This is a genomic window from Eubacterium sp. BL-380-WT-2B (assembly GCF_009696115.1).
Lineage (GTDB): Bacteria > Bacillota > Clostridia > Eubacteriales > Eubacteriaceae > Eubacterium > Eubacterium callanderi.
Map to the genome: position 1 here is coordinate 438,619 of NZ_VUMP01000001.1, position 25,710 is coordinate 464,328.

Annotated in this window: 43 protein-coding genes and 2 tRNA genes; 44 read left to right on the forward strand and 1 reads right to left on the reverse strand. The window is 46.9% G+C overall.

The genetic code is table 11. The annotated features are described in order from the left end of the window. Positions 1–110: 110 nt before the first annotated feature. The 8 genes from FYJ53_RS01935 (at position 111) to FYJ53_RS21605 (ending at position 5,193) form a co-directional block, all read left to right on the forward strand. Positions 111–641, forward strand: coding sequence for an NYN domain-containing protein (locus tag FYJ53_RS01935; RefSeq protein WP_013382298.1), 531 nt, complete (start codon positions 111–113; stop codon positions 639–641). Then, entirely contained in the window at positions 641–1,216 is a 576-nt protein-coding gene (locus FYJ53_RS01940; RefSeq protein ID WP_013382297.1) for a sigma-70 family RNA polymerase sigma factor, read from the forward strand. The genes FYJ53_RS01935 and FYJ53_RS01940 overlap by 1 nt, the downstream gene beginning before the upstream one ends. 190 nt (positions 1,217–1,406) lie before the next feature. Beyond that, a tRNA-Tyr gene (locus tag FYJ53_RS01945) sits at positions 1,407–1,491 on the forward strand. A 144-nt stretch (positions 1,492–1,635) separates the two neighbouring features. Continuing rightward, a tRNA-Thr gene (locus FYJ53_RS01950) sits at positions 1,636–1,711 on the forward strand. Between the two features lie 376 nt (positions 1,712–2,087). Next, complete coding sequence (locus FYJ53_RS01955) at positions 2,088–3,098, forward strand: InlB B-repeat-containing protein (RefSeq protein WP_148429829.1); 1,011 nt, start codon at positions 2,088–2,090, stop codon at positions 3,096–3,098. A gap of 288 nt (positions 3,099–3,386) precedes the next feature. Beyond that, positions 3,387–3,587, forward strand: a complete 201-nt coding sequence (locus FYJ53_RS01960; RefSeq protein ID WP_154556907.1) for a cold-shock protein — start codon at positions 3,387–3,389, stop codon at positions 3,585–3,587. A gap of 210 nt (positions 3,588–3,797) precedes the next feature. Next, on the forward strand, positions 3,798–4,991 hold the full coding sequence (gene tuf, locus FYJ53_RS01965; protein ID WP_013382292.1) for an elongation factor Tu: 1,194 nt from the start codon (positions 3,798–3,800) through the stop codon (positions 4,989–4,991). 73 nt (positions 4,992–5,064) lie between these two features. Next, entirely contained in the window at positions 5,065–5,193 is a 129-nt protein-coding gene (locus tag FYJ53_RS21605) for a hypothetical protein (protein WP_256168584.1), read from the forward strand. A gap of 153 nt (positions 5,194–5,346) precedes the next feature. On the opposite strand, the gene FYJ53_RS01970 is transcribed toward FYJ53_RS21605, so the two are convergent. Next, positions 5,347–5,802 (reverse strand): GNAT family N-acetyltransferase, encoded by a 456-nt coding sequence (locus FYJ53_RS01970; protein WP_013382290.1) that lies wholly within the window; start codon positions 5,800–5,802, stop codon positions 5,347–5,349. Between the two features lie 271 nt (positions 5,803–6,073). Between FYJ53_RS01970 and FYJ53_RS01975 the strand changes: the two genes are divergently transcribed. From FYJ53_RS01975 to FYJ53_RS02150, 36 genes are all read left to right on the forward strand, one after another. Then, on the forward strand, positions 6,074–6,958 hold the full coding sequence (locus FYJ53_RS01975) for a DegV family protein (RefSeq protein ID WP_090413899.1): 885 nt from the start codon (positions 6,074–6,076) through the stop codon (positions 6,956–6,958). A 515-nt stretch (positions 6,959–7,473) separates the two neighbouring features. Beyond that, positions 7,474–7,782, forward strand: coding sequence for a 30S ribosomal protein S10 (gene rpsJ, locus FYJ53_RS01980; RefSeq protein ID WP_013382287.1), 309 nt, complete (start codon positions 7,474–7,476; stop codon positions 7,780–7,782). Between the two features lie 62 nt (positions 7,783–7,844). Continuing rightward, positions 7,845–8,474, forward strand: a complete 630-nt coding sequence (gene rplC / locus FYJ53_RS01985; RefSeq protein ID WP_013382286.1) for a 50S ribosomal protein L3 — start codon at positions 7,845–7,847, stop codon at positions 8,472–8,474. 29 nt (positions 8,475–8,503) lie between these two features. Further along, the gene (rplD, locus tag FYJ53_RS01990) at positions 8,504–9,124 is read left to right on the forward strand and encodes a 50S ribosomal protein L4 (protein ID WP_013382285.1); all 621 of its coding nucleotides are present in this window, start codon (positions 8,504–8,506) and stop codon (positions 9,122–9,124) included. Then, positions 9,124–9,414, forward strand: a complete 291-nt coding sequence (rplW, locus tag FYJ53_RS01995) for a 50S ribosomal protein L23 (RefSeq protein ID WP_013382284.1) — start codon at positions 9,124–9,126, stop codon at positions 9,412–9,414. Before rplD ends, rplW begins: the two co-directional genes overlap by 1 nt. A gap of 46 nt (positions 9,415–9,460) precedes the next feature. Then, a complete protein-coding gene (rplB, locus tag FYJ53_RS02000) occupies positions 9,461–10,294 on the forward strand; it encodes a 50S ribosomal protein L2 (protein ID WP_013382283.1) in 834 nt (277 codons plus the stop codon). Positions 10,295–10,311: 17 nt separating this feature from the next. Beyond that, positions 10,312–10,590 carry a 30S ribosomal protein S19 gene (gene rpsS / locus FYJ53_RS02005; RefSeq protein WP_013382282.1) on the forward strand — a complete coding sequence of 93 codons (279 nt, stop codon included), beginning with the start codon at positions 10,312–10,314 and terminating at the stop codon, positions 10,588–10,590. 18 nt (positions 10,591–10,608) lie between these two features. After that, positions 10,609–10,953 carry a 50S ribosomal protein L22 gene (rplV, locus tag FYJ53_RS02010; RefSeq protein ID WP_013382281.1) on the forward strand — a complete coding sequence of 115 codons (345 nt, stop codon included), beginning with the start codon at positions 10,609–10,611 and terminating at the stop codon, positions 10,951–10,953. 12 nt (positions 10,954–10,965) lie between these two features. Beyond that, positions 10,966–11,685, forward strand: coding sequence for a 30S ribosomal protein S3 (rpsC, locus tag FYJ53_RS02015; protein WP_013382280.1), 720 nt, complete (start codon positions 10,966–10,968; stop codon positions 11,683–11,685). An 18-nt stretch (positions 11,686–11,703) separates the two neighbouring features. Beyond that, positions 11,704–12,132, forward strand: coding sequence for a 50S ribosomal protein L16 (rplP, locus tag FYJ53_RS02020; RefSeq protein ID WP_013382279.1), 429 nt, complete (start codon positions 11,704–11,706; stop codon positions 12,130–12,132). A gap of 2 nt (positions 12,133–12,134) precedes the next feature. Next, the gene (gene rpmC, locus FYJ53_RS02025; protein WP_013382278.1) at positions 12,135–12,338 is read left to right on the forward strand and encodes a 50S ribosomal protein L29; all 204 of its coding nucleotides are present in this window, start codon (positions 12,135–12,137) and stop codon (positions 12,336–12,338) included. A gap of 15 nt (positions 12,339–12,353) precedes the next feature. Beyond that, the gene (gene rpsQ / locus FYJ53_RS02030; protein ID WP_176731170.1) at positions 12,354–12,611 is read left to right on the forward strand and encodes a 30S ribosomal protein S17; all 258 of its coding nucleotides are present in this window, start codon (positions 12,354–12,356) and stop codon (positions 12,609–12,611) included. A gap of 29 nt (positions 12,612–12,640) precedes the next feature. Further along, the gene (rplN, locus tag FYJ53_RS02035; RefSeq protein WP_013382276.1) at positions 12,641–13,009 is read left to right on the forward strand and encodes a 50S ribosomal protein L14; all 369 of its coding nucleotides are present in this window, start codon (positions 12,641–12,643) and stop codon (positions 13,007–13,009) included. Between the two features lie 15 nt (positions 13,010–13,024). Continuing rightward, the gene (rplX, locus tag FYJ53_RS02040) at positions 13,025–13,351 is read left to right on the forward strand and encodes a 50S ribosomal protein L24 (protein WP_013382275.1); all 327 of its coding nucleotides are present in this window, start codon (positions 13,025–13,027) and stop codon (positions 13,349–13,351) included. Between the two features lie 20 nt (positions 13,352–13,371). Further along, positions 13,372–13,911 carry a 50S ribosomal protein L5 gene (gene rplE / locus FYJ53_RS02045; protein ID WP_013382274.1) on the forward strand — a complete coding sequence of 180 codons (540 nt, stop codon included), beginning with the start codon at positions 13,372–13,374 and terminating at the stop codon, positions 13,909–13,911. A gap of 14 nt (positions 13,912–13,925) precedes the next feature. Further along, positions 13,926–14,111, forward strand: a complete 186-nt coding sequence (locus tag FYJ53_RS02050) for a type Z 30S ribosomal protein S14 (protein ID WP_013382273.1) — start codon at positions 13,926–13,928, stop codon at positions 14,109–14,111. A 35-nt stretch (positions 14,112–14,146) separates the two neighbouring features. Continuing rightward, positions 14,147–14,545 carry a 30S ribosomal protein S8 gene (rpsH, locus tag FYJ53_RS02055; protein ID WP_013382272.1) on the forward strand — a complete coding sequence of 133 codons (399 nt, stop codon included), beginning with the start codon at positions 14,147–14,149 and terminating at the stop codon, positions 14,543–14,545. A 24-nt stretch (positions 14,546–14,569) separates the two neighbouring features. After that, positions 14,570–15,103: a 50S ribosomal protein L6 gene (gene rplF / locus FYJ53_RS02060; protein WP_013382271.1), complete on the forward strand. Its 534-nt coding sequence runs from the start codon at positions 14,570–14,572 to the stop codon at positions 15,101–15,103. Between the two features lie 46 nt (positions 15,104–15,149). Next, positions 15,150–15,518 (forward strand): 50S ribosomal protein L18, encoded by a 369-nt coding sequence (gene rplR / locus FYJ53_RS02065; RefSeq protein ID WP_013382270.1) that lies wholly within the window; start codon positions 15,150–15,152, stop codon positions 15,516–15,518. A 17-nt stretch (positions 15,519–15,535) separates the two neighbouring features. Then, the gene (gene rpsE, locus FYJ53_RS02070; protein WP_013382269.1) at positions 15,536–16,042 is read left to right on the forward strand and encodes a 30S ribosomal protein S5; all 507 of its coding nucleotides are present in this window, start codon (positions 15,536–15,538) and stop codon (positions 16,040–16,042) included. 12 nt (positions 16,043–16,054) lie between these two features. Beyond that, on the forward strand, positions 16,055–16,237 hold the full coding sequence (gene rpmD / locus FYJ53_RS02075; protein ID WP_013382268.1) for a 50S ribosomal protein L30: 183 nt from the start codon (positions 16,055–16,057) through the stop codon (positions 16,235–16,237). A 10-nt stretch (positions 16,238–16,247) separates the two neighbouring features. After that, positions 16,248–16,691, forward strand: a complete 444-nt coding sequence (gene rplO / locus FYJ53_RS02080; RefSeq protein ID WP_013382267.1) for a 50S ribosomal protein L15 — start codon at positions 16,248–16,250, stop codon at positions 16,689–16,691. Further along, complete coding sequence (gene secY / locus FYJ53_RS02085) at positions 16,692–17,951, forward strand: preprotein translocase subunit SecY (protein WP_013382266.1); 1,260 nt, start codon at positions 16,692–16,694, stop codon at positions 17,949–17,951. A 19-nt stretch (positions 17,952–17,970) separates the two neighbouring features. Continuing rightward, positions 17,971–18,621 carry an adenylate kinase gene (locus FYJ53_RS02090; RefSeq protein WP_013382265.1) on the forward strand — a complete coding sequence of 217 codons (651 nt, stop codon included), beginning with the start codon at positions 17,971–17,973 and terminating at the stop codon, positions 18,619–18,621. A gap of 1 nt (position 18,622) precedes the next feature. Further along, complete coding sequence (map, locus tag FYJ53_RS02095; protein WP_013382264.1) at positions 18,623–19,372, forward strand: type I methionyl aminopeptidase; 750 nt, start codon at positions 18,623–18,625, stop codon at positions 19,370–19,372. A gap of 11 nt (positions 19,373–19,383) precedes the next feature. Next, positions 19,384–19,680 (forward strand): KOW domain-containing RNA-binding protein, encoded by a 297-nt coding sequence (locus FYJ53_RS02100; protein WP_038354277.1) that lies wholly within the window; start codon positions 19,384–19,386, stop codon positions 19,678–19,680. A 3-nt stretch (positions 19,681–19,683) separates the two neighbouring features. Continuing rightward, a complete protein-coding gene (gene infA / locus FYJ53_RS02105) occupies positions 19,684–19,911 on the forward strand; it encodes a translation initiation factor IF-1 (protein WP_013382262.1) in 228 nt (75 codons plus the stop codon). A 15-nt stretch (positions 19,912–19,926) separates the two neighbouring features. Continuing rightward, positions 19,927–20,040: a 50S ribosomal protein L36 gene (gene rpmJ, locus FYJ53_RS02110; protein ID WP_013382261.1), complete on the forward strand. Its 114-nt coding sequence runs from the start codon at positions 19,927–19,929 to the stop codon at positions 20,038–20,040. 189 nt (positions 20,041–20,229) lie between these two features. Then, complete coding sequence (rpsM, locus tag FYJ53_RS02115) at positions 20,230–20,598, forward strand: 30S ribosomal protein S13 (protein ID WP_013382260.1); 369 nt, start codon at positions 20,230–20,232, stop codon at positions 20,596–20,598. An 11-nt stretch (positions 20,599–20,609) separates the two neighbouring features. After that, complete coding sequence (gene rpsK, locus FYJ53_RS02120; protein WP_013382259.1) at positions 20,610–21,002, forward strand: 30S ribosomal protein S11; 393 nt, start codon at positions 20,610–20,612, stop codon at positions 21,000–21,002. 20 nt (positions 21,003–21,022) lie between these two features. Next, entirely contained in the window at positions 21,023–21,652 is a 630-nt protein-coding gene (gene rpsD / locus FYJ53_RS02125) for a 30S ribosomal protein S4 (RefSeq protein ID WP_013382258.1), read from the forward strand. Positions 21,653–21,755: 103 nt separating this feature from the next. Then, on the forward strand, positions 21,756–22,715 hold the full coding sequence (locus FYJ53_RS02130) for a DNA-directed RNA polymerase subunit alpha (RefSeq protein ID WP_013382257.1): 960 nt from the start codon (positions 21,756–21,758) through the stop codon (positions 22,713–22,715). 7 nt (positions 22,716–22,722) lie between these two features. Next, positions 22,723–23,064 carry a 50S ribosomal protein L17 gene (gene rplQ, locus FYJ53_RS02135; protein WP_013382256.1) on the forward strand — a complete coding sequence of 114 codons (342 nt, stop codon included), beginning with the start codon at positions 22,723–22,725 and terminating at the stop codon, positions 23,062–23,064. 128 nt (positions 23,065–23,192) lie between these two features. After that, a complete protein-coding gene (locus FYJ53_RS02140; protein ID WP_041690453.1) occupies positions 23,193–24,029 on the forward strand; it encodes an energy-coupling factor transporter ATPase in 837 nt (278 codons plus the stop codon). Next, entirely contained in the window at positions 24,020–24,886 is an 867-nt protein-coding gene (locus tag FYJ53_RS02145; protein WP_013382254.1) for an energy-coupling factor transporter ATPase, read from the forward strand. Before FYJ53_RS02140 ends, FYJ53_RS02145 begins: the two co-directional genes overlap by 10 nt. Next, positions 24,879–25,700: an energy-coupling factor transporter transmembrane protein EcfT gene (locus FYJ53_RS02150; RefSeq protein WP_013382253.1), complete on the forward strand. Its 822-nt coding sequence runs from the start codon at positions 24,879–24,881 to the stop codon at positions 25,698–25,700. Before FYJ53_RS02145 ends, FYJ53_RS02150 begins: the two co-directional genes overlap by 8 nt. Positions 25,701–25,710: the final 10 nt, after the last annotated feature.

Genomic DNA, 25,710 nt, shown 5'->3' on the forward strand with positions numbered 1-25,710 from the left:
GATTTAACGTTAAGCGTTGTTCTCAATTCTCCATTAAAAAGGATCCTGTTTGGGCGGTATGAATTCATTTTGTGTCTGTCCGTTCTCAAAACGGATAAATACTGAAGGGGGTGTCAAAAATAAAAACCTATCTGATTGTCGACGGCTACAATGTGATCCACCATTTAGCTGAGATGGAAGGGCTTACCGATTTTAATCTGGAGGAGGCCCGGGAGGATCTGATCGAGCAGCTGAACAGCTACAGCGGGCTGATGGGCTATGAGACGGTTTTGGTTTTTGACGCTTATTCCCAGGAAAACGCAGAGCGGCGCGAGGAGATACGGGGACGCATCAAGGTGGTCTTTACTGAGAAGAACAAAACCGCCGACACCTATATCGAAAAACTGGTATTCAGCCTGCCCAGGCCCTACACGGTCAAAGTGGTCACTTCAGACTATACGCTTCAGCGTGTGGTGCTGGCAAACGGCGGGGAGCGGGTGCCCTCCCGCGAACTGATACAGGCCATGGCTGAGAGTGCAAAACAGGTCAGAAAGCAGTACCGTAGGACCGAGAGTGATACCCGCAACAAGCTGGAGGATTACATGGATGACGAGGTGCTGGCCGTTATGAAAGAACTGAGAAAAGGAAATGTGGAGGATTGATGGACAAGGATCTGGAACTTGTGAAAAAAGCCCAGGGCGGTGATAAGGAAGCAGTGGTGACCATTGTGGAAAAATACCGCTGTGTGGTGACGCAGAAGGCCCGGCCCTTTTACTACATCGGCGGCGACCAGGAGGATTTGATCCAGGAGGGCATGATCGCGCTGCTGGGGGCGATCTGGGATTACCGTGAGGACCGGGGCACAAGCTTTAAAACCTTTGCCGGCCTGTGTGTGGAAAACCGTATAAAAAGTGTGGTCACAAAAGCGAAACGGCCGAAGCACAGCCCGATGGGCGATACGGTCTCCCTGTATTCACCCATCTCGGAGGATGACCCGGATACCACGCTGCTGGATCTGGTGGCCTCCACTGCGGCGCTGGACCCTGATGAGGAGCTGGTGACCCGCGAGGCTGTGGAGCATTTCAGCCAGGTGGCTAAGAGCGAGCTCTCAGAGCTGGAAAAGCAGGTGCTTTATTTTTACCTGAAGGGCGCGTCCCACCAGGAGATCAGCGATAAGATCGGCCGGTCGAAAAAGGCTGTGGACAACGCGATCCAGCGTATCCGAAAAAAAATCTAAAAATTTTAATAAAACCCCTTGACTATCCTATCAGAATAGAGTATCATATAGAAGCTGTCGATGTTGAGTCCGAATTTGCGAAGCGAATTTGGCAGCACGCATAGAGCGTGCGGTAACGAGACAAGCGCAAGTGATACGGAAATTTTCCTGAAAGGTTATGAAATTTCCAAAGCATTTGTGATCCTTATATGGGGAGATGCCCGAGTGGCTAAAGGGGGCGGACTGTAAATCCGTTGACTGAGTCTACGATGGTTCGAATCCATCTCTCCCCACCAACGTTTTGTCCAAATTTATGGAGTGAATTTGGTAGTGCGCATGGAGCGTTAGCGGGCGCACGGCAACAAAACTAACGCAGATGACGAAGCAGTTATCCGATAAGGATAATCGAATTGCTGAGGAATCTACGATCCTTTATACATGCCCTTGTAGCTCAGCAGGTAGAGCACCACCATGGTAAGGTGGGGGTCTCCGGTTCGAATCCGGACAAGGGCTCCATACACAGACATTTAAGCGGCTTTCAGAAGCTGTTTTTTTTATGCCGGTTGTCCATTTTGACGACCGGTTTTTTCTTGCCAATTTTCGGCTTGGGCAGGCTTTCCGCTGCTTATCCGGAAACAGGAGATCGCAGGCCGGTAGGGGTTGTTTCATTACTGAACGGATACAAAGACACAAACTAAGGGCAGGATGTGGGCATCTCACAAAAAAGTCACAGAGGTGTCACTTTCTCAGCGTGACAAATTTTTTTTAGAATTGCGGTTACAGGCAAAAGGCAGTATGATTTAAGGACGATTATCAGAAGAGAATGTTTTTTAATATTCTTGTCTGGGGAGGTACTGGTGTTTTTAAATGATATTTATAAAGGAGAGATCAATTGAAACAGAGAAATTCCATTAAAAAACTTGGTTCGCTGTATCTGCTGGCCTGCCTGATTCTGCTCTCAGGCTTTTCGCCCTTTGCGGTGGCCCAGGCTGCCCCGGACAGCCCCATCTATCAGGTTGTGTTCGACCCAGAGGATGGGAGCAGCTACCATAACTGGCATAAGGCAAGCATTCCAGAGGGCGGGAGAATAACGGATCCGCCTGCCGATCCCCAGAAGGAAGGCTTTATTTTTGAGGGATGGGCATACGCGTATGATGAAAATGACACCCCGGTTTTATGGAACTTTGCGGCCGATGCTGTGAGTGAAAACACAACCCTGTGGGCAGTCTGGGGGAAAGCCTGTCAGATCGTATTTGACCCCGAGGATGGAACAGGCTACAGCGACTGGTACAAGGTCACCATTCCAGCGGGCGGAAAGATAACGGATCAGCCTGCCGATCCCCAGAAGGAAGGGTTTGTTTTTGAGGGATGGGCGTACGCGTATGATGAAAATGGCATTCCGGTTTTATGGAATTTTGAGACCGATGCCGTCAGTGAAAATACCACCTTGTGGGCCGTCTGGGAAAATGGAACCATCGTTGCCTTTGACCCGGATGACGGAAAGGCAACGTATCCGGATTTTTATAAAGCAGTTGTCAAGCCCGGGCATAAAGTGACCGACATCCCCGCCGACCCGCAGCGTGAGGGATACGTTTTTGAGGGATGGGCATACGCATATGATGAAAATGGCACCCCCCTGCTCTGGGATTTCAACCGCCCGGCCGGAGAAAAAAACATGACGTTATGGGCATCGTGGACCAAAGAAGACAATGGCAATCACGCCGGAATAGGCAATGGGACGGCAGGAGCAGACAATAACAGCGCTGGAACGATTCAGGACAAGACAGACACAACCAGCAAAAACCCGGCAACCGGTAAGGAAGGCAATTACTTTTTAGGCTTCCTGGCAGTCCTGGGCGTCCTGTCCTTTGGGGCACTTGCGCTGCTGAAACACCAAAGATAACAACAGACCATTGAGAAACGATGAACAGGAAGCAAGCTAAAACCTGGAAACTCCGCGGGAGACGGTGTGAGCTGTGGGGGTGCGATCTGTGATCAGGGATAAAATGCCTTCGATGAATGGATTGGGGAAAAGCACGGGCCTGTGTTTAAAAAGGGCAGACGCCGGGTATAAATATTTCTGAACACACAGACCTCTTATTTTAACGAACAATTCAATCTCCCAATTTTCTCTCAGAAAGCCCTGGCCATCACATGCCGGGGCTTTCTTCAGTTTTCAGGAGGTACCACAATGAATAATGGTACAGTTAAATGGTTTAATGGCGATAAAGGTTTTGGTTTCATCTCAAGAGAAGACGGCGACGACGTATTCGAACACTTCTCATCCATCGTTGGCGATGGCTTCAAGACCTTAAATGACGGCGACAGGGTAACCTTTGACACCGAACAGGGCCCGCGCGGCCCGCAGGCTAAGAACGTCTGTCCGGCGTAGTCTGCCGCCGATTTATCAAATTTTAAGCCGGATACTTCCGGCTTATTTTTTTTATCCCAATTTTATTTAAGTTTTGGAACAAAAAAGCTTGAAACCCCCCGGATGCTATTGTATAATATCCTGAGTGAAGCCGTCCTGAATATGGAAAAAACGGCGCGCATCAAATCGTATCTATTTAAATTAATTTATAATCTTTAAGGAGATAACAAAATGGCTAAAGAAAAATTTGAAAGATCCAAACCACATGTTAACATTGGTACCATCGGTCACGTTGACCACGGTAAAACAACATTAACCGCTGCAATCACCACCGTATTAAACAAACGCTTCGGAACCGGTGAAGCTGTAGCTTTCGACAACATCGATAAAGCACCAGAAGAAAGAGAACGTGGCATCACCATCTCAACCGCCCACGTTGAATATGAAACCGACGCCCGCCACTACGCACACGTCGACTGCCCGGGCCATGCCGACTACGTTAAAAACATGATCACCGGCGCAGCCCAGATGGACGGCGCGATCTTAGTTGTATCCGCAGCCGACGGCCCAATGCCGCAGACCCGTGAACACATCCTGTTAAGCCGTCAGGTAGGCGTACCATACATCATCGTCTTCTTAAACAAAGCCGACATGGTAGATGATGAAGAATTATTAGAACTGGTTGAAATGGAAGTTCGTGAACTGTTAGACGAATACGAATTCCCGGGAGATGACACACCAATCGTTATCGGATCCGCCTTAAAAGCATTAGAAGATCCAGACGGCGAATGGGGCGACAAGATCGTCGAGCTGATGAAAGAAGTTGACGCGTACATCCCAGAACCAGAACGCGACACCGACAAACCATTCTTAATGCCAGTGGAAGACGTATTCTCCATCACCGGCCGTGGTACCGTTGCAACCGGTAGAGTTGAACGTGGTATCGTACACGTAGGGGATGAAGTAGAAATCGTTGGTATCCACGAAATCAAGAAAACCGTTGTAACCGGGATTGAAATGTTCCGTAAGCTGTTAGATGAAGGCCGTTCAGGCGACAACATCGGCGCGTTACTGCGTGGGATCGACCGTACCATGATCGAACGTGGACAGGTACTGGCAAAACCAGGCTCCATCCACCCACACACCCACTTCACCGCCCAGGTATACGTCCTGACCAAAGAAGAAGGCGGCCGCCATACCCCATTCTTCGATGGCTACAGACCACAGTTCTACTTCAGAACAACCGACGTAACCGGTAATATCAAACTGCCAGAAGGCGTAGAAATGGTTATGCCAGGGGACAACGTTGAAATGGAAATCACATTGATCACCCCAATCGCGATCGAAGAAGGTTTACGTTTCGCGATCCGTGAAGGCGGACGTACCGTTGGCTCCGGAGCCGTTGCAAAAATTATTACAGATTAATTTTAGATTAGAATAGAATTTAGAGGATCAGGCTTTTTGCGAGCCTGATCCTTTTTTAATGGAGAATTGAGAATTGAGAATTATTGGAGCAAACGGCAGCCTTTGGCTGCGTTTGATGGAAGGCGATGGTAGCACGGCGGCTGGCTCTGGTTTGTGTCCGCAACTGGAAAAGGCCTCCCGAAATCCCGAAAACGCTGTTTGAAAACAGTTTTCGGGATTTCGGGAGGTCTTTTTACAGAATAAATTTTAAATTTTAGTTGCGGACACTGCGTTGAAATTCAGGTATAACCGCCGACGCCAAAAAAAGAAACCCGGCAGAGCCGGTGTTTCTTCCAAAATTCTCCATTCTCCATTCTCAATTTTCCATTCCCAACGCCTTCTCCATCCTCACGTGCCCGATCCCCAGCTCCACAAAAGGCTCGCCCACAGACGTGTACCCCTGCTTGTGGTAAAAAGCCTCGGCGGTCTGGCGTGCGTTGAGAACAATGCGGGTAAAGCCCTGGGTGGCGGCAAAACTTTCGGCAAAGGCGATGAGCCTTGCGCCGAGGTGCTGCCTCTGCAGGGCGGTATCCACAGCCACCTGGCGCATTTGGAGGGTGGTGCTGTCCTTTGGGATGAGCACCAGCACCGCGGCCAGCTCAGGGCCTCTGAAGATGCCGAGGTGATAATTGTTTTTTTCGTCGCTCAGGTCCTCGTCATAAAGGCTCAGACCCAGGGGTTTCCGCAGCAACCGGTCCCGGAGGGCAAGGGCCTGGTCGTAATCCCCGGAGCCGTAGGCGATGATTTTTCGTAGGGTTAAATTTGAAAACATGATGATCTCCTTTGATGATAAGGTGTTTTTATTATACCACAGTGCCCGGGCGGTTCATAACGCAAAAATCAGGCGGCGGCCCGTGCGTTATGAGAAAAGGCTGGAACCCGCATAAACAGGGAGATTGAGAGCGCAAAAAAGTCATAAAGTCATAACGCACATAACCCGGCGCGTTTTCAGCCCCAGAAAATGACAGCGGGTGTTGAAAGCTTTTTGGGAACATGATATGATTTAAAGGCTATAAATAAAAAAACAGATCGAGGAAACAGAAATGGTGCGACTTTTAATTGACAGTATGTGTGATATGCCGGAGGCTTTCCAGAAGCATCCGCGGGTGGATATGATCCCTCTCAATGTGATTGTGGAGGAGCGCTCCTACCGGGATAAGGTAGAGATTCATTTGGATGAAATTCATGCCTATATGCGTCAGGGAGTAATGCCCAGCACCTCGCAGGTGCGTCCCGGGGATTTTAAGAAACGTTTTGAGGCTTACGCCGAGGCAGGGGATGAGGTGCTGTACCTGGCCTTTACCTCCAAGTTGTCCGGGAGCTGCCAGACCGGGCGTGTGATGCTGCGGGAGGTTCAGGAGACCTACCCGGATTTCAGATGTATTGTGGTGGACAGCCTGCAGAGCGGCGGCAGCGTAGGCCTCATCGCCATGGAGCTGATCCGTCTGCTGGACGCCGGCGCCGATCTGCCGCTGCTGGCGGACGCGGCGGAGAAGCTGAAAACCCACGCCCAGTTTTATTTTTCGGTTCAGGACCTGAAGTGGCTGAACAAGGGCGGCCGGGTGTCCAAGGGGATCGCTGTGGTGGGGGATTTTCTGAAAATCCGTCCCGTGGTCTATGTGGACCAGGGTGAGCTCAACATCATCGGCAAGGTGCGGGGTGATAAAAAGGCAGTGGCGACGCTGGTGGAAAAGGTGCTTGAGAGGACCGGTGATTACAGGGATCAGACCATTGGCATTGCCTACGCCGATCCCATGGAATGCCAGGAGCTGGTGGTGTCGCTGCAGGATAAGCTTGCGGCTGCGGGCATGCCGGATACGGCGCCAGTGCCCATCGGCACCGTACTGGCCGCCCACCTGGGGCTGCGGGGGATCGGCGCTTACTTCTGGGATGAACGGCCTGAGGTGATTTTGAGGGATTGCCTGTAGGGGCTTAAGAGATAAAACGGCCCGGGTTATGTGTGTTATATGGTTATGACTTTTTGGAGGGCTGAAACCCTGTGTTCATGGGGGTTTTGGCCTTTTTTCATAACACATGGGCCGCCGCCTGATTTTGGCGTTATGAACTTTTGGGGTTCGGAGCCGGGGGATGCGTTACTATGCGAAAGCGCATTTTCTTAAGACTTTCTTAAATGTAAACGTCTTTTCATAGCGCGTCAAAAAAAAGATGTTTATTTCCTTAAAAAGCTTGCATCCAGGCGCCCCGGCATGTATAATAGACAAGGTTGACTATCTGCGATGAGATGGGAAGTTGCTGTTACTAATTCAGGTAATTCCCATGGAGTATGTCACGATCAAAGAATCGGACGACAACCCCTTGAAACCGGCTGTTTCGGGCCGCTTTTTTTTTAAAAGTTTTAGAATGAAACACCCGGCTGAGTTGACAAGGTGGTTGACGTACCTAAATGCTATTGCAAAAAACATACAAGGAGGTAAATTTAGGTATGGCAAAACAAAAAATTAGAATCAGACTCAAGGCTTTTGATCATCAGTTACTCGATCAATCAGCTGAAAAAATCGTTGAAACAGCAAAGAGAACAGGTGCGAGTGTTTCTGGCCCTATTCCGCTTCCGACTGACAAGGAAATCATCACGATTTTAAGAGCGGTTCACAAGTACAAGGATTCCAGAGAACAGTTCGAAATGCGCACGCACAAACGCCTGATCGACATCTTAAATCCGACACCGAAAACAGTAGACGCCTTAATGCGTTTAAACCTGCCAGCAGGCGTTGATATCGAAATTAAATTATAATTTTAGTCAACCACACACAATATTATGATCGCCCGGCGATCCAATGATATAGGAGGAAAAAATTGAAAAAAGCAATTATCGGCAAGAAAATTGGTATGACTCAGATTTTCACAGAAAACGGTACGGTTGTTCCGGTTACGGTTGTGGAAGCGGGTCCATGTGTTGTCGTCCAGAAGAAAAATATGGACGTTGACGGTTACGAAGCGGTTCAGCTCGCTTACGGCGATGTGAAGGAAAAACGCGTAACCAAACCTTTAAAAGGTCATTATGACAAACACGGCGTTGAATATAAAAAAGTCATCCGTGAATTTAAATTAGACGATTATGATGCTTTTGAAACAGGACAGGTCATCAAGGCTGACATGTTTGAAGCAGGCGACAAGGTTGATATCTCCGGTAAATCCAAAGGTAAGGGTTTCCAGGGCGTCATCAAACGTCACGGCCAGTCCAGAGGACCGATGGCTCATGGTTCCAAGTACCACAGAAGCCCAGGCTCCATGGGTGCTTCCGCTTACCCGGCTCGCGTTATGAAGGGTAAGAACTTACCAGGTCAGATGGGGAATAAGAATGTCACTGCTTTAAATCTGGAAGTTGTTCAGGTTTCTGCAGAAGACAATATTCTGCTCATTAAGGGTGCTGTTCCCGGTCCTAGAGGCTCACTGGTTTCCATCAAAAGCAGCGTTAAAGCATAGAATATCTTAGCTTGAAAGGAGGAATTCAAATGCCAAAAATGGACATCTTAGATGTAAAAGGAAATGTCGTTGGTGACGTGGAACTCAGCGAAAGAGTTTTCGGGATCGAACCCAACGAACCGGTTGTACATGAAGTAGTCGTAGCACTGCTTGCAAATAAACGTCAGGGCACGAAAGGCACCTTAACCCGTTCCGAGGTCAGAGGCGGCGGCAGAAAGCCTTGGAGACAAAAAGGAACGGGCCGCGCCCGTGCCGGCACAAGCCGTTCTCCGTTATGGATTGGCGGCGGCGTGATCTTCGCTCCGAAATCCAGAGATTACAGCAAGAAGGTTAACAAAAAGGTTCGTAACCTGGCCATGCGCTCTGTTTTCTCAGCGAAGGCTCAGGACAACGAATTAAGAGTTTTGGATCAGCTGACAATGGATGCGCCCAAAACCAAGGAAATGGTCGGCATCTTAAGCGCGATTAACGCGCCGAAGGCTCTGATCGTAACAGCGGAAAAGGACGATGCGGTTGTCCGCTCTGCAAACAACATTCAGAAGGTGGCGACCACAACGGTCAGCGAACTGAATGTTTATGACATGTTAAAATACGACGTTCTGGTTATGACCAAGGACGCTTTAGAAAAAATTGAGGAGGTATACGCATAATGAAGAATCCTCGCGATATTATCATCCGTCCGCTGATCACTGAAAAGAGCATGGATGATAGTGAATTCAACCGATATACTTTCGAAGTCGCTAAGAATGCGAACAAAATCGAAATCAAAAATGCCGTTGAAGAAATCTTCGATGTAAAGGTCGAAAAAGTTGCGACCATGAACATGAACGGTAAAATGAAGAGAATGGGCCGTTTCGAAGGCAGAAGAAAAAACTGGAAAAAAGCCATCGTTAAACTGACTGAAGACAGCAAGGCCATTGAATTCTTCGAAGGCGTATAAGCCTAAGACCCGATAAGCATTTAACACTACAGGAGGTTTGCGAATAATGGGTATTAAAAAATACAAACCGACGTCCCCTGGACGCAGAAATATGAGCGTCAATACATTTGACGAAATCACTAAAAAAGAACCAGAAAAATCCTTATTGACTCCTTTGAAGTCCAAAGCTGGTCGTAACAACTACGGTCGTATTACCGTAAGACACCAGGGTGGCGGAGCCAAGAGAAAATACAGAATCATTGACTTCAAGAGAAACAAAGACGGTGTGCCGGGCAAGGTTGCAGGGATTGAATACGATCCGAACCGTAGCTCCAACATCGCGCTGATCCACTATGTTGATGGGGAAAAACGTTACATCATCGCGCCTTTAAAATTAAAGGTTGGCGACACCATCGTCTCTGGTCCTGAAGCCGACATTACCATTGGCAACTGCCTGCCGCTGAAGAATATCCCGGTTGGTACCCTGGTACACAACATCGAATTAAAAGCGGGCAAGGGCGGCCAGATGGTGCGTTCTGCCGGTGCTTCTGCACAGCTGATGGCCAAGGAAGGCAACTACGCAACACTGCGTCTGCCATCTGGTGAAATGCGCCAGGTGCGCCTGGAATGCCGCGCAACCGTCGGTACAGTTGGTAACTTAGATCACCAGAATGTCCGCATTGGTAAAGCAGGCCGTAAACGCCACATGGGTATCCGCCCAACCGTTCGTGGTTCTGTTATGAACCCGAATGACCATCCACACGGTGGTGGTGAAGGCCGCGCTCCGGTTGGCCGCTCTGGCCCGGTTACGCCTTGGGGTAAACCGGCTCTTGGTTATAAGACACGTAAGAAGAATAAACCTTCCGATAAATATATCGTACGTCGTCGTAACGTGAAATAAGCATAGGAGGTTAAAATATGAGTCGATCTGTAAAAAAAGGACCTTACGTCAGCGAAAAGCTGCTTAAAAGAATAGAAGAAATGAACGAAAAAGGCGAAAAGAACGTGCTGAAGACCTGGTCAAGAAGCTCCACTTTATTCCCACAGATGGTTGGACACACCATCGCTGTTCATGACGGTAGAAAGCATGTGCCTGTATATGTCACTGAAGACATGGTTGGTCACAAACTCGGCGAGTTTGCGCCCACAAGAACCTACAGAGGCCATGCCGGCGAAAAGAAAACAAAAATGAAATAGCCAAAAGGAGGGTGCAAAGTGGAAGCAAGAGCTACAGCTAAATATGTACGTGTTTCATCCAGAAAGGCTAAATTAGTGGCTGATTTGATCAGAGGTAAAAGCCTCGGAGAAGCCTTAAGTATTTTGGCTTTAACACCGAACAAAGCCGCGAAAATCACTGAAAAAGTCGTAAAATCTGCCTTAGCAAACGCGGAAAATAACCATAACATGGATCCTGAAAAATTGTACATCGATCAGATCTACGCCGATCAGGGACCAACCTTAAAAAGATACAAAGCTGGCCCGCAGGGACGTGCTTTTCCAATTAAGAAGAGAACTTCCCACATCACAGCTGTTTTAAAAGAATACGAAGTACAGGAATAGGAGGAATCAGGTTTGGGTCAAAAAGTTAATGCACACGGCTTACGTGTGGGCGTGATTAAAGACTGGAATGCAAAATGGTATGCAAATGACAGAGATTTTGCGGATTGCTTAATTGAAGATCACGATATTCGTAAATACATCAAGGCCAGCCAATTCCAGGCGGGCATTTCCAAAATCGTTATCGAACGTTTCGGTAACAAGATTAAAATCCACATTCATACCGCTAAACCCGGCATGATCATCGGCAAGGGCGGTGCTGGTATTGAAGCGCTGAGATTAGAACTTGAAAAAATGACTGGCAAAACAGTCTTCATCAATATTGTAGAAGTTAAGAACATCGATATGGATGCTCAGTTAATCGCTGAAAACATTGCAGGCCAGTTAGAAAGAAGAATTTCTTTCCGTCGTGCAATGAAGCAGTGCATGCAGCGCACCATGCGCGCAGGCGCTAAGGGCATCAAAACCATGGTTGCCGGCCGTCTGAACGGTGCTGAAATGGCCCGTACAGAAGGTTACGCTCAGGGGAACGTCCCCATGCAGACCCTGCGTGCCAATATCGATTACGGTTTCGCTGAAGCGGACACAACCTATGGTAAATTAGGCATCAAGGTTTGGGTCAACAAAGGTGAAATCTTAACAGGACGTGAAAACATCTTAGCCGTCAGCGAGGAAGAAGATTCCAAGGGCAAAAGAAACAACCGTCGTAAAGCTCCTAGAAAAGAAGCAAACTAAGAGAGGAGGACATACAATATGTTAATGCCGAAACGTGTTAAACGTAGAAGAGTACATAGAGGTCGTATGAAAGGCCAGGCTACCCGCGGTAACAAAATCACCTATGGTGATTACGCGATCCAGGCCTTGGAACCAGCATGGATCACAGCCAATCAGATTGAAGCTGCCCGTGTTGCCATGACCAGATATATCAAAAGAGGTGGTAAGGTTTGGATTAAGATTTTTCCGGACAAACCGGTTACTGCCAAACCAGCCGAAACGCGTATGGGTTCCGGTAAAGGGGCTCCAGAATACTGGGTGGCCGTTGTAAAACCAGGCCGCGTATTATTCGAAATCTCAGGTATTCCTGAAGATGTCGCAAGAGAAGCGATGCGTCTTGCTCAGCACAAGCTGCCGATCAAAACCAAGTTTATCACTCGTGCAGCACAGGAAGAAGTGGGTGAATAAGTATGAAAGCAAATGAATTAAGAGAATTAACAAACGTAGAATTAGAAGGCAAGCTTGGAGATTTAAAGGAAGAATTATTCAACCTGCGTTTCCAGCACGCTACCGGACAATTAGAAAATCCGATGCGGATTAAAGAAGTAAAGAAAACATACGCACGTATCAAGACGATTATGCAGGAACGTGAAGCAAAATCGGCTGAAGCGTAAAAACAGGAGGTTTAGCTGATGGAACGTAATGATAGAAAAACCCGTGTTGGTCGCGTCGTCAGTGACAAAATGGACAAAACCATTGTTGTTGCCGTAGAAACTTTTGTAAAACATCCTCTTTACAAGAAAAGAGTTAAGAATACAGTTAAGTTTAAAGCTCATGATGAAAATAACGAATGTGGCATTGGCGATACCGTTAAAATCATGGAAACAAGACCACTTAGTAAAGATAAACGCTGGAGATTAGTTGAAATAGTAGAAAAGGCATTATAAGATTTAATGCCCGGAAGGAGGTATTTCGGATGATTCAACAAGAAAGTAGATTGAAAGTTGCTGATAATACCGGTGCAAAGGAATTGTTATGCATCCGAGTTCTCGGTGGTTCAGGAAGACGTTATGCCAACATTGGCGACGTGATTGTATGCGCTGTGAAAAGTGCTGCTCCTGGCGGAGACGTTAAAAAAGGTGACGTTGTAAAAGCGGTTGTTGTTCGCTCAAAACGCGGTGTGCGCCGTGATGACGGAAGCTATATCAAATTTGACCAGAACGCAGCTGTTTTGATAAAAGATGATAAAAATCCAAGAGGAACCCGTATCTTCGGACCTGTTGCGAGAGAGTTAAGAGACAAGAAGTATATGAAAATTGTATCTTTGGCTCCTGAAGTACTTTAATTAGGAGGTGACCATATGGCTAATAAGATGCATGTAAAAAAAGATGATATTGTCCAGGTAATTTCTGGTAAAGATAAAGGCAAAACCGGTAAGGTTTTAGCAGCTTTCCCTGACGAAGGAAAAGTACGTGTCGAAGGTGTCAACATTCTGACCAAGCACAAAAAACCATCCCAGGCAATGCAGCAGGGTGGCATTATCCGCGAAGAAGGTAAGATTGACGCTTCTAACGTATTGTTAAACTGTGATAAATGCGGCCGCGGCGTTCGTACCGGCGTACAGATCACAGAAGACGGTAAAAAAGTAAGAGTCTGCAAGAAATGCGGACAGGTTCTCGATAACTAATCTGGGGAAGGAGGCACATTATGGCTAGAATGCAAGATAAGTATCTCAACGAAGTCGTACCGGCTTTGAAAGAGAAATTTCAGTATAAAAATGTAATGGAAGTTCCTAAACTGGAAAAGGTTGTAATCAACATGGGTTTAGGGGACTGTAAAGATAATTCAAAGGCTCTGGAAGCTGCCGTAATTGACTTAGGCATCATCGCCGGCCAGCGACCGGTTGTTACCAAGGCTAAAAAATCAGTTGCAAACTTTAAGGTAAGAGAAGGACAGAATGTCGGTGCTAAAGTGACCTTAAGAAGCGACAGAATGTACGAATTCTGCGACAAGCTGTTTAACATCGCTCTCCCTCGCGTAAGAGACTTCAGAGGTTTATCCAACAAGTCTTTTGACGGCAGAGGCAACTACGCATTCGGTATCAAGGAACAGTTAATCTTCCCTGAAATTGACTACGATAAGGTAGAACAGATCAGAGGGATGGACATTATGTTCGTAACCACGGCTAAAACTGACGAGGAAGCGCACGAACTGTTAAGCTTACTCGGCTTACCGTATGCTAAATAAGGAGGCTCGTTACAATGGCTAAAAAAGCAATGAAAGAAAAACAGCAGAAAAAACAAAAATATTCGTCACGTGAATACAACCGTTGTCGGATTTGCGGGAGACCACATGCTTACTTAAGAAAGTTTGGTATCTGCAGAATTTGTTTTAGAGAATTGGCTTATAAGGGAGAAATTCCTGGTGTTCGTAAAGCCAGCTGGTAAGTACGGCTTACACAAACGAAAAGGAGGCACTAAGCATGACAATGACTGATCCAATTGCAGATATGCTGACAAGAATCAGAAATGCAAACAATGCAGGTCACAAAACTGTAGAAATGCCGGCTTCCAAAGAAAAGAAAGCGATCGCTGAAATTCTTTTGGAAGAAGGTTATATCAATAAAGTAGATTTCATTGATGATGACAAACAGGGCATTATCAAAATCACACTTAAATACGGCGAAAACAAGAGCAAGGTTATTGCTGGTTTAAAGAGAATTTCAAAACCAGGCCTGCGTGTTTATGCTGGGAACAACGAAATCCCAAAAGTATTAAACGGACTGGGTGTAGCCATTATTTCTACATCTAAGGGCGTTTTAACCGATAAAGAAGCTAGAAGAGCCGGCGTAGGCGGCGAAGTAATCTGTTACGTCTGGTAACAAATTAACAGGAGGTATACGAAAATGTCAAGAATCGGTAAAGCTCCAGTTGCCATTCCCGCTGGTGTCGAAGTCAAATTAGATGGACATACCTTAACTGTAAAAGGGCCTAAAGGTCAACTGGTTAGAGAATTCCATCCTGATATGATTATCGAAATTGAAGATAACGAAGTGATTGTTAAAAGACCATCTGAAAACAAAGAGCACAAATCCTTACACGGCTTAACCCGTGCGCTGATCGCCAACATGGTAACCGGCGTCAACAGCGGATTTGAAAAAGTTCTTGAAATCAGTGGTGTTGGTTACAGAGCTGAAAAGAAAGGCAACAAACTGGTCATGAACCTGGGATATTCCCATCCTGTCGAAATGGAAGATCCAGAAGGCGTTGAGACCGTTTGTGATGGACAGACTAAAGTAATTGTCAAAGGCATCAGCAAGGAAGCCGTTGGCGCACACGCTGCCAATATCCGTGCAAAGAGATTGCCTGAACCTTACAAGGGACATGGTGTTAAGTACGCGGACGAACATATCCGTCGTAAAGTTGGTAAAACTGGTTAATCATTAACGGCTATGCCCGACAGGTAAGAAAAAGGAGTGAATCTGAATGATTAAAAAAATCAATAAAAACGAATTGCGTTTGAGAAAACATTTGAGAGTCCGCAAAAAAATTGCCGGAACAAATGAAAGACCTCGTCTGAACGTATTCAGAAGCAATAAAAATATGTACGCACAGATCATTGATGATGCAAAAGGCGTCACCTTGGTTTCTGCTTCCACCCTTGACAAAGATCTGAGAGACCAGATCGAAAAAGGTGGCGGAAAAGCCGCTGCAAAAATGGTCGGCGAAGCCATTGCCAAAAAAGCACTGGCAGCGGGCATTGAAGATGTTGTGTTTGACAGAGGCGGTTATATCTACACTGGAAGAGTAAAAGAATTAGCAGACGGCGCGCGTGAAGCCGGATTAAAATTCTAAGTAAAGGAGGTCGCTTGATGCAGAGTAATAAAATTGATCCGAACACATTGGATTTACAGGAAAGAGTTGTTACCATCAACCGTGTCACCAAGGTTGTAAAAGGTGGTCGTAACTTTAGATTCAGTTGTTTAGTGATTGTTGGAGACGGAAACGGCTATGTAGGTGTCGGCAAAGGAAAAGCAATGGAAATTCCGGACGCGATCCGCAAGGGCATCGAATCCGCTAAAAAATCATTAATCAAAGTACCACTTGTTGGAACAACCATTCCGCATTTAGTACAGGGCGAAGATGGCGCCGGCAAAGTGCTCTTAAAACCTGCCGGACCTGGTACCGGTGTTATCGCCGGCGGTGCTGTTCGTGCTGTATGCGAATTAGCCGGAATTAAAGATATCAGAACGAAATCTTTAGGAACGAATAATGCCCGCAATATGGTCAACGCTACAATGGAAGGGTTAGCGCGTTTAACCACTCTTGAAGAAGTAGCAGCCAAACGCGGCAAATCACCTGAAGAAATTTTAGGTTAGGAGGCGTTCATCGTGGCGAAACAATTAAAAATCACACTTAAGAAAAGCATCATCGGTCGCAATCAGAGACAGCGTAAGACGATTGAAGCCCTGGGTCTTAAGAAAATCGGACAGACCGTTGTTCATGATGACACCCCTCAGATTCGCGGCATGATCCACAAAACAGATTTCATGCTCGACGTTGAAGAAGTATAGGAGGTGTACGATGAGATTACATACCTTAAGACCTGCAGAAGGCTCTAAGAAAGATACCAAGCGTAAAGGCCGCGGTACCGCAACCGGACAGGGTAAAACTGCCGGCAGAGGTCAGGACGGCCAAAAATCACGTTCAGGCGGCGGTGTACGTCCGGGCTTTGAAGGTGGTCAGATGCCACTGGCCCGCAGACTGCCAAAACGTGGTTTCTCAAACTATCGTTTCAAAAAAGAATACGCCATCGTCAATGTTGGCGAATTAAACGCTTTTGAAGAAAATACAGTAGTAACACCTGAGTTATTATTAGAATATGGTTTCATTCGCAAATTAAAAGCTGGTGTAAAAATTTTGGGTGAAGGGGATTTGGAAAAAGCTTTAACCGTTAAAGCGAACAAAGTCAGCAAGTCTGCTGAAGAAAAAATCCTTGCCCGAGGAGGAAAGGTAGAGGTGATTTAGATGATTTCTACTTTGAAGGATGCATGGAGAATTCCGGATTTACGACGCAAGATGATCTATACGATCGCCTTGCTGTTCGTCTATCGTCTGGGTTCTTTTATTCCCGTCCCTTACATTGACACCGCGCAGCTTGCGAACCTTGTTAATGATGGCGGAATTTTTGGATTGTTTAACATCATTTCCGGGGGGAACTTTGGTAATTTTACGATTTTTGCCATGAGCATCACCCCTTACATCAATGCATCCATCATCATGAATCTTCTAGCATTTGCCATACCAGCATTAGAAAGATTACAAAAAGAAGGCGAAGAAGGACGTAAAAAAATTGCTCAGTACACCCGTTACTTAACCATTGTACTGGCAATTATCCAAGCCTTGGGGATGAGTTTATCCTATGGTGGACTTTTAACCGAAAAGAATGCCTTTACCATTTTCGTTGTTGTGCTCTGTATTACAGCAGGAACAACCTTCCTGATGTTCTTAGGCGAACAGATCACAGAAAACGGCATTGGCAATGGGATCTCACTGATTATCTTTATCAGTATCATCTCCAGAATTCCAAATGCGATCGTGCAGATTTACCAATACGTACAGGTTGGGACAATGTCGATCGTAGCGGTTATTTTACTGGTCATCGGCATCATCATTGCAACGGTTGCCGTTGTGGCCGTTACCGAAGGGCAGCGTAAAATACCCGTGCAGTATGCAAAAAGAGTGGTCGGACGTAAAATGTACGGCGGACAAAGCACCCACATTCCGCTCCGCGTGAATATGGCAGGCGTTATCCCCATCATTTTCGCCAGTTCCTTAACCCTCTTCCCGGCAACTTTAGCACAGTTTTTCCCGAACTCCGGCTTCTCAGCCTGGATATCTAAATACTTTGCCTGGGGCGCACCGGTAACAACCATTATTTATATCGTTTTAATTGTAGCATTCACCTATTTCTATACAGCTGTTACCTTCAATCCATTCGATATTGCAGACAACATCAAGAAACAGGGTGGTTATGTGCCCGGTATAAGACCAGGTAAGCCAACCGTTGAGTATTTATCCCGTATTATGAACCGTCTGACCCTTTTCGGTGGGATTTTCCTCGCGTTGATTGCGATCATTCCAATCATCATCGGGAATTTCATGGGCGGCGTCAGCTTACAGTTCGGTGGTACAAGCTTACTGATCATCGTCGGTGTTGCACTGGAAACAGTTAAACAAATCGAGTCAGAAATGACCATGCGGAATTATCAAGGATTTTTAAAATAGTAAAAACGGAGATAAGAAAATGAGAGTTGTATTATTAGGACCTCCGGGTGCTGGAAAAGGTACACAGGCAAAAGGCATCGCAAATGCCTACGCCATTCCTCATATTTCCACTGGAGATCTTTTCAGAGAAAATTTAAAAAATAAAACACCGCTCGGAGTCAAGGCACAGTCCTATATGGACGCCGGGAAACTGGTGCCGGACGAACTCGTCATCGCATTGGTAGAAGACCGGATCGAAAGAGACGATTGTAAAAATGGTTACCTGCTCGATGGTTTCCCAAGAACCGTCGCACAGGCAGAAGCACTGAAAGCATTTAACGAAAAAATGGGTCATCCTCTGGACTTTGCTGTGAACATTTCCGTTCCTTCAGACATCCTGGTTGACCGGATCACCGGAAGACGCAGCTGCCCAGCATGTGGCGCGACTTACCACATCCGGTACAACGCACCAAAGAAAGAAGGTATCTGTGACAATGACGGCACAGCCTTAATTCAGAGAGATGACGATAAACCGGAAACGGTAAAAACCCGGATTGACGTATACGAAGAAGAATCCGCTCCTTTAGTAGGCTATTACGACAAGCTGGGTAAACTGGTTACCATAGACGGTACCCAGTCTCCTGCAGAAGTTGCAGAAGCTATCAAAGTTGCGCTTGGTGGTGCCCGGTAATATGATTACCATAAAATCACAAAACGAGGTTGAAGCGATGCGGCGCGCCGGCAGAATTGTTGCCGAGTGCCACGCGCTCATTCAATCAAAAATAAAACCGGGTATGACAACCCTGGATCTGGACCGGATCGCTGAAAAGTTTATCCGGGAACAGGGTGCGTACCCAACCTTCCTGGGTTATCAGGGCTTCCCAAATTCCATTTGTGCTTCCGTTAACGAAGAAGTGGTTCACGGCATTCCCGGGAACCGCAGGTTAAAGGAGGGAGACATTATCGCCGTGGATCTCGGCGCGACGTTAGGCGGTTACGTCGGCGACGCGGCCAGAACCCATGCGGTTGGTAAAATCTCCGAGGAAGCGCAAAAACTCATTGATGTAACCAGAGAGTCCTTCTTTAAAGGCATTGAGTATGCCAGAGAGGGTTACCGCCTGTCAGACATCTCCCATGCGATACAAGAAGTTGTGGAAGCAAACGGGTTCTCAGTGGTAAGGGACTATGTGGGACATGGCATCGGACGCGAAATGCACGAAGATCCGCCCATTCCAAACTATGGTAAACCCGGTCACGGGCCTAGATTGCGCCAGGGAATGTGCCTTGCCATCGAGCCGATGGTCGATGTGGGGACTTACAACGTAAAACTTTTAGCGAACGACTGGACCGTTGTGACTGCGGATGGTTCCTTATCCGCTCACTATGAAAATACAATTTACATTACAGGCAAAGAAGCGCCTGAGATACTCACGATGCTTTAAGGGTAATGAAGATGGATGATTTAAAAGTGGGACAGATTGTCCGGCCATTAGCCGGACGGGATAAAGGCCAGGTCATGGTTGTCTACGAGATTCTGGATCAGAACTACGTAACGATCTGTGATGGAAAGCTTAGAAAAGTAAGTAACCCCAAAAAGAAAAAGGTCAGGCACCTGGCAAAGACAAACCAGATCGTCACAATATTGCATGAGAAATTGAAAAACGGTGATAAAGTAAACAATGCCGAAATCAGAAAATGTCTTGAACCATTTTTAGGCGAGATTGATGACGGTAAAAGTGAGGAGGTTTGATCAATGGGCAAAAAAGACGTGATTGAAGTCGAAGGCAAAGTCATTGAGGCTTTACCAAATACGATTTTTTTAGTAGAATTAGAGAATGGGCATCAGATAACAGCGCATATTTCAGGAAAATTAAGAATGAACTACATTCGGATTTTACCTGGAGACAAAGTTATGTTAGAATTGTCCCCATATGATTTGACCCGTGGGCGTATCGTATGGCGGGGAAAAGGCAGATCATAAAGGAGGAAACAAACAATGAAAGTAAGACCATCAGTAAAACCGATTTGCGAAAAATGCAAAATCATTAAGAGAAACGGTCGTGTAATGGTAATTTGTGAAAATCCTAAACACAAACAGAAACAGGGTTAATAAAACCCTTTGGACTAAAACAAGCGTGCGGCCGCGGCAATTAATCCGTACGCATGATATAGAGGCACAGGCCTGATTGCATAACCCACAAGGGGTCTGTCGAACATGGGACTAGGAAAAATAAGCAAGGAATCCGGGGTTCCAGGTCATCATATACATGACCAATAAAATTTAGGAGGTACTAACCATATGGCAAGAATTGCCGGCGTCGATTTACCCAGAGATAAAAGGGTAGAAGTAGGCTTGACCTACATTTATGGAATTGGTCGTCCAACTTCCAATAAGATTTTAAAAGAGTTAAACATTAACCCTGATACCAGAGTTAAAGACTTAACTGAAAATGAAGTTAACGCATTAAGAAACATTCTCGATGAAAAATACACCGTAGAAGGTGATTTGCGTCGTGAAGTTAATTTAAATATTAAACGGCTGATCGAAATTGGTTCCTACAGAGGTTTAAGACACCGTAGAGGTTTACCTGTCCGCGGACAGAAAACCAAAACCAATGCCCGCACCCGCAAAGGTCCGAAGAAAACAGTCGGAAGAAAGAGCAAATAGGAGGTTGAATCATGGCTAAGAAAGTTATCCGTTCTAAGAAAAGAAAAATCAAAAAGAATATTGAACGCGGCCAGGCCCACATTCAATCTTCATTCAATAACACCATTGTGACCATCACTGACACTGCAGGAAACGCCTTATCTTGGGCAAGTGCCGGAGAATTAGGTTTCAGAGGTTCCAGAAAAAGCACACCTTTCGCAGCTCAGATGGCTGCTGAACAGGCTGCAAAGCTTGCAATGGAACACGGTTTAAAGAGTGTTGAAGTAATGGTCAAAGGACCAGGTTCAGGTCGTGAAGCAGCGATTCGTGCCTTACAGGCAGCGGGCCTTGAAATTACCCTCATCCGAGACGTAACCCCAATCCCGCACAATGGCTGTCGTCCGCCTAAACGCAGAAGAGTCTAATAGGAGGTGTAAAGAATAGTATGGCAAGATATACAGAAGCATCATGCCGTCAGTGCAGACGTGAAGGCATGAAATTATACTTAAAGGGTGAAAGATGTTATTCTACAAACAAATGTGCGTTTGAAAGAAGACCGACACCACCAGGACAGCATGGTAAAAGACGTACAAAATTATCTGAATACGGCTTACAGTTACGTGAAAAACAGAAAGTTAAAAGAATCTATGGCGTTCTGGAAAAACAGTTCGCACATTACTTTGATTTAGCTGAAAAACAGAAAGGGATTACCGGTTCTAACCTGTTAGAAATCCTGGAAACCCGTCTGGACAACGTTGTTTACCGTCTTGGCTTAGCAACATCCAGAAAAGAAGCCCGTCAGCTCGTACAGCACGCCCATTTCCTGGTTAACGGCAAAAAGGTCAACGTACCTTCTTACCTGGTTAAGGAAGGCGACACCATCGAAGTAAAGGCAAAAAGCAAAAAATCACCTAAATTTAAAGAAATTCTTGAAGCAACTGAAAACAGAGCTGTCGCTCCTTGGTTATCAGCAGATTTAGATACTTTAAGCGGAAAAGTTATCGGAAGACCGACAAGAGAAGATATTGATGTTGAAATTGCTGAACATCTAATCGTCGAATTGTATTCTAAATAATAGGATAAAATGACAATGAGACATTCGCCGGCGCTCTGCGCCGGTATGCGTAACCCTCACGTTATGGAACTGAAAAATTTAAATTTAGGAGGGTCAAGATTAAATGATCGAATTTGAAAAACCAATTATCGAAATCGTTGAAAAATCAGAAGATGAAACCTACGGCAAGTTTGTCGTCGAACCCTTGGAAAGAGGCTATGGTACAACCTTAGGCAACAGCTTAAGACGGATCATGCTTTCCTCCCTCCCAGGCGTTGCCGTCACTTCCGTTAAAATAGACGGTGTTCTTCATGAATTCTCAACCATCCCCGGCGTACGGGAAGACGTTGTGGAAATTCTGCTGAACATGAAAGGTTTGGCTGCTGAAATCTTCTCAGACGAACCCAAAACCGTCCGCATTGAAGCAGAAGGCGAAGGCGAGATCACCGCTGGTGATATCATTACCGACGCTGATGTGGAAATCTTAAATCCCGACATGCACATCGCAACCCTGGCAAAGGGCGCAACCCTGAACATGGAAATGCGTCTGGAAAAGGGCCGCGGCTATGTCGCTTCTGATAAAAATAAATATCCGGGTATGCCAATCGGTACCTTACCGGTTGACTCCATTTTCTCACCAATCCGTAAGGTTAACTTTCTGGTGGAAAATACCCGTGTCGGTCAGATAACCGATTTTGACAAGCTGACCCTGGAGGTGTGGACCGATGGGACCACCACCCCCGAAGAAGCCCTGTCATTATCAGCAAAAGTACTGAATGAACATTTGAATCTTTTCATTGATTTAACCGACCACGCAAACAGTGTCGAAATCATGGTTGAAAAAGAAGAGAATGAAAAAGAACGCATCCGTGAAATGTCCATCGAAGAGCTGGAATTATCCGTGCGTTCAAGCAATTGCCTGAGAAGGGCAAATATTGATACCGTTGAAAAATTAACTCAGAAAACCGAAGAGGACATGATCAAGGTGCGTAACCTTGGCCGTAAGTCTTTAAATGAAATCAAGCACAAGCTGGCTGAAATCGGGTTATCTCTGAGTCAAGAAGACGAAAAGACAAAGGAGTGATAGAATAATGGCTGGATACAGAAAATTAGGCCGCCCAACCGATCAAAGAAGAGCAATGCTCAGAAATCTGACCACTTCACTTTTAGAGCACGGTAGAATCGAAACAACCGTTACCCGCGCAAAAGAAGTAAAAAGAATGGCAGACAAAATGGTCACCTTGGGTAAAAGAGGCGACTTACATGCCAGAAGACAGGCGTTAGCATACATTACAAAAGACGATGTTGTAAAGAGCCTGTTCGATGAAATTGCACCTAAATACGCCGAAAGACAGGGTGGTTACACACGCATCTACCGTGTTGGACCACGCAGAGGCGACGGTGCTGAAATGGCAGTAATTGAATTAGTATAAACGAAAATGGGATTAAGCCTTGCGCAAGGTTTAATCCCTTTTGACGATTTAGTCCGAAATTTCAAAATGCCATTGAAAATTAAGTGGGAGCACAGAGCGTGCCCTGCATTAAACAGAAAGAGAAGCTCATGGAAAAAATTATCGAGGTTAAAAACCTGTTCTATGAATACCCCAGAACCAATGAAAATGAAAACACCATCGCGCTGCAAGGCGTCGATTTCAGTATAGAACGCGGGGAGTTCGTGGGCATTATCGGCCATAACGGCTCCGGTAAGTCCACCCTGTCAAAGCTCCTCAACGCCATCATTCAGCCCACAGACGGCGACGTCGTCGTGAATGGAATGAACACCAAAGATCCCGAACACCTTTGGGATATCCGCCAGACCGCGGGCATGGTTTTCCAAAATCCCGATAACCAGCTGGTTGCCACCATCGTGGAAGAAGATGTGGCCTTTGGACCGGAAAACCTGGGTATACCGCCGGAGGAAATCCGCAGGCGCGTGGACGAGGCACTCGGCACCGTCGCCATGGAAGCCTACCGCAGGCAGAAACCCCATCAGCTGTCCGGCGGCCAGAAACAGCGGATCGCCATTGCCGGCATACTGGCAATGGAACCCGACTGTATTATTTTTGATGAGCCTACCGCCATGCTCGACCCATCTGGTCGAAAAGAAGTTATGCGGACCATCAAAAAGCTGAACGAAGAAAAGAAAATGACTGTGCTGCACATTACCCATTACATGAATGAGCTCATTGACGCAGACCGGATCATTGTACTCGATAAAGGAAAAATCGTCATGCAGGGCAGACCCAAAGAAATCTTCCGGCAGGTGGACAAGCTGAAAGAAATCGGGCTTGATGTCCCGCAGATGACCGAGCTAGCCCATGATTTACGCCAGTCCGGCTTCAATATTCCCGATGATATCCTTCATATCGAAGAAATGGTGAATGCCCTATGCCACTAGAAATACGACATTTAGATCATACCTATTCCGAGGGCTCCCCCTTTGAGTTTAAGGCACTGAAAGACATCAACCTGAACATTGAGGACGGCCAGTTTGTGGGACTCATCGGCCATACCGGCTCTGGAAAATCCACCCTGATCCAGCACCTCAACGGGCTGCTTCAGCCCACCGGCGGCACCGTCCTGTTTAACGGGGCAGACATCTTTACCGAGAAAAAGGAAGCCCTGATCCAGATCCGCCATAAAATCGGGCTGGTTTTCCAGTATCCCGAACACCAGCTGTTTGAGGAGACCGTTGAAAAGGACGTGTCCTTCGGCCCCAAAAACCTGGGGCTCGACGAAGCAGAGATCAGCCGGCGCGTGAAGCACGCCATCAAAATGGTCGGGCTGAACTATGAAAAAGTCAAGGATAAATCCCCCTTTGAGCTGTCCGGCGGGCAGATGCGGCGGGTCGCCATCGCCGGTGTCCTGGCCATGGATCCTGACGTACTCATCCTGGACGAGCCCACCGCAGGCCTGGACCCCAGCGGACGGGACGAGATTTTAAACCAGATCAAAACCCTGCATGAGAAAAAGAAAATCACCGTTATCCTCGTGTCCCACAGCATGGAGGACGTTGGCAAGCTGGTGGATAAAATCATCGTCATGCACGCCGGAGAGGTCGTCTTTTTCGACACCCCGGCCAGGGTTTTCACACAGATCGACACCCTCGAGTCCATCGGGCTGGCAGTGCCTGAAGTTACCTACCTCATGCGTGAGCTTAAGAAAAAATATCCGGATATCCGTGAGGATATCTTTACCGTCGAAGCTGCAAGGCAGGAGATCGAGCGGGTAGTGAGGAGGGAAAGCGATGTTTAAAGATATCACCATCGGACAGTACTATCCCACCGATTCCATCATCCACCGGCTCGACCCCCGGACCAAGATCATTTTTACCTTTGCATACATTGTCATGCTCTTTGTCGTCAACAACCTGTGGGGCTATATCGCAGCCTTCGCGCTGCTGGTCGGCGTCATCATTGCCTCCCGGATTCCCCTGTCCTACATAGTGCGTGGCGTTAAAGGGCTGATTTTTATCATCCTGCTGACCGTCATTCTCAACCTGTTTATGACGCCGGGGACTGAAATCGCCAGCCTTGGACCGCTGCATATTACCATGGAAGGGGTAAAGGTCGCCGTCTTTATGGCCATGCGTCTGATTTTCCTGGTCGTGGGCACCAGCATCATGACCCTGACCACCTCACCCATTGACCTGACCGACGGCATGGAGTTCTGCATGAAGGGTATTCCTTTTGTGCGCCGATATGCCCATGAGCTGGCCATGATGATGTCCATCGCCCTTCGGTTTATCCCGACCCTGATGGAAGAAACGGACCGGATCATGAAAGCACAGAAGGCCAGAGGCGCCAACTTTGAGACTGGCAATATCATTTCAAGGGCCAAAGCCCTGATCCCCATACTGGTACCGCTGTTCATCAGCGCCTTCAGGCGGGCCGATGAGCTGGCGACCGCCATGGAAGCGCGGTGCTACCGGGGCGGCGAAAACCGCACCCGCATGAACCAGCTGAAATTCGCAAAGCGCGACGGTTTTGCGTTCGCCATGATGTTCGTCATGATTGCGGTCTTTATCCTGTCGCGGTTGATTACAATACCGCTGATTTTTCCAGCGTGATCATAGAAAC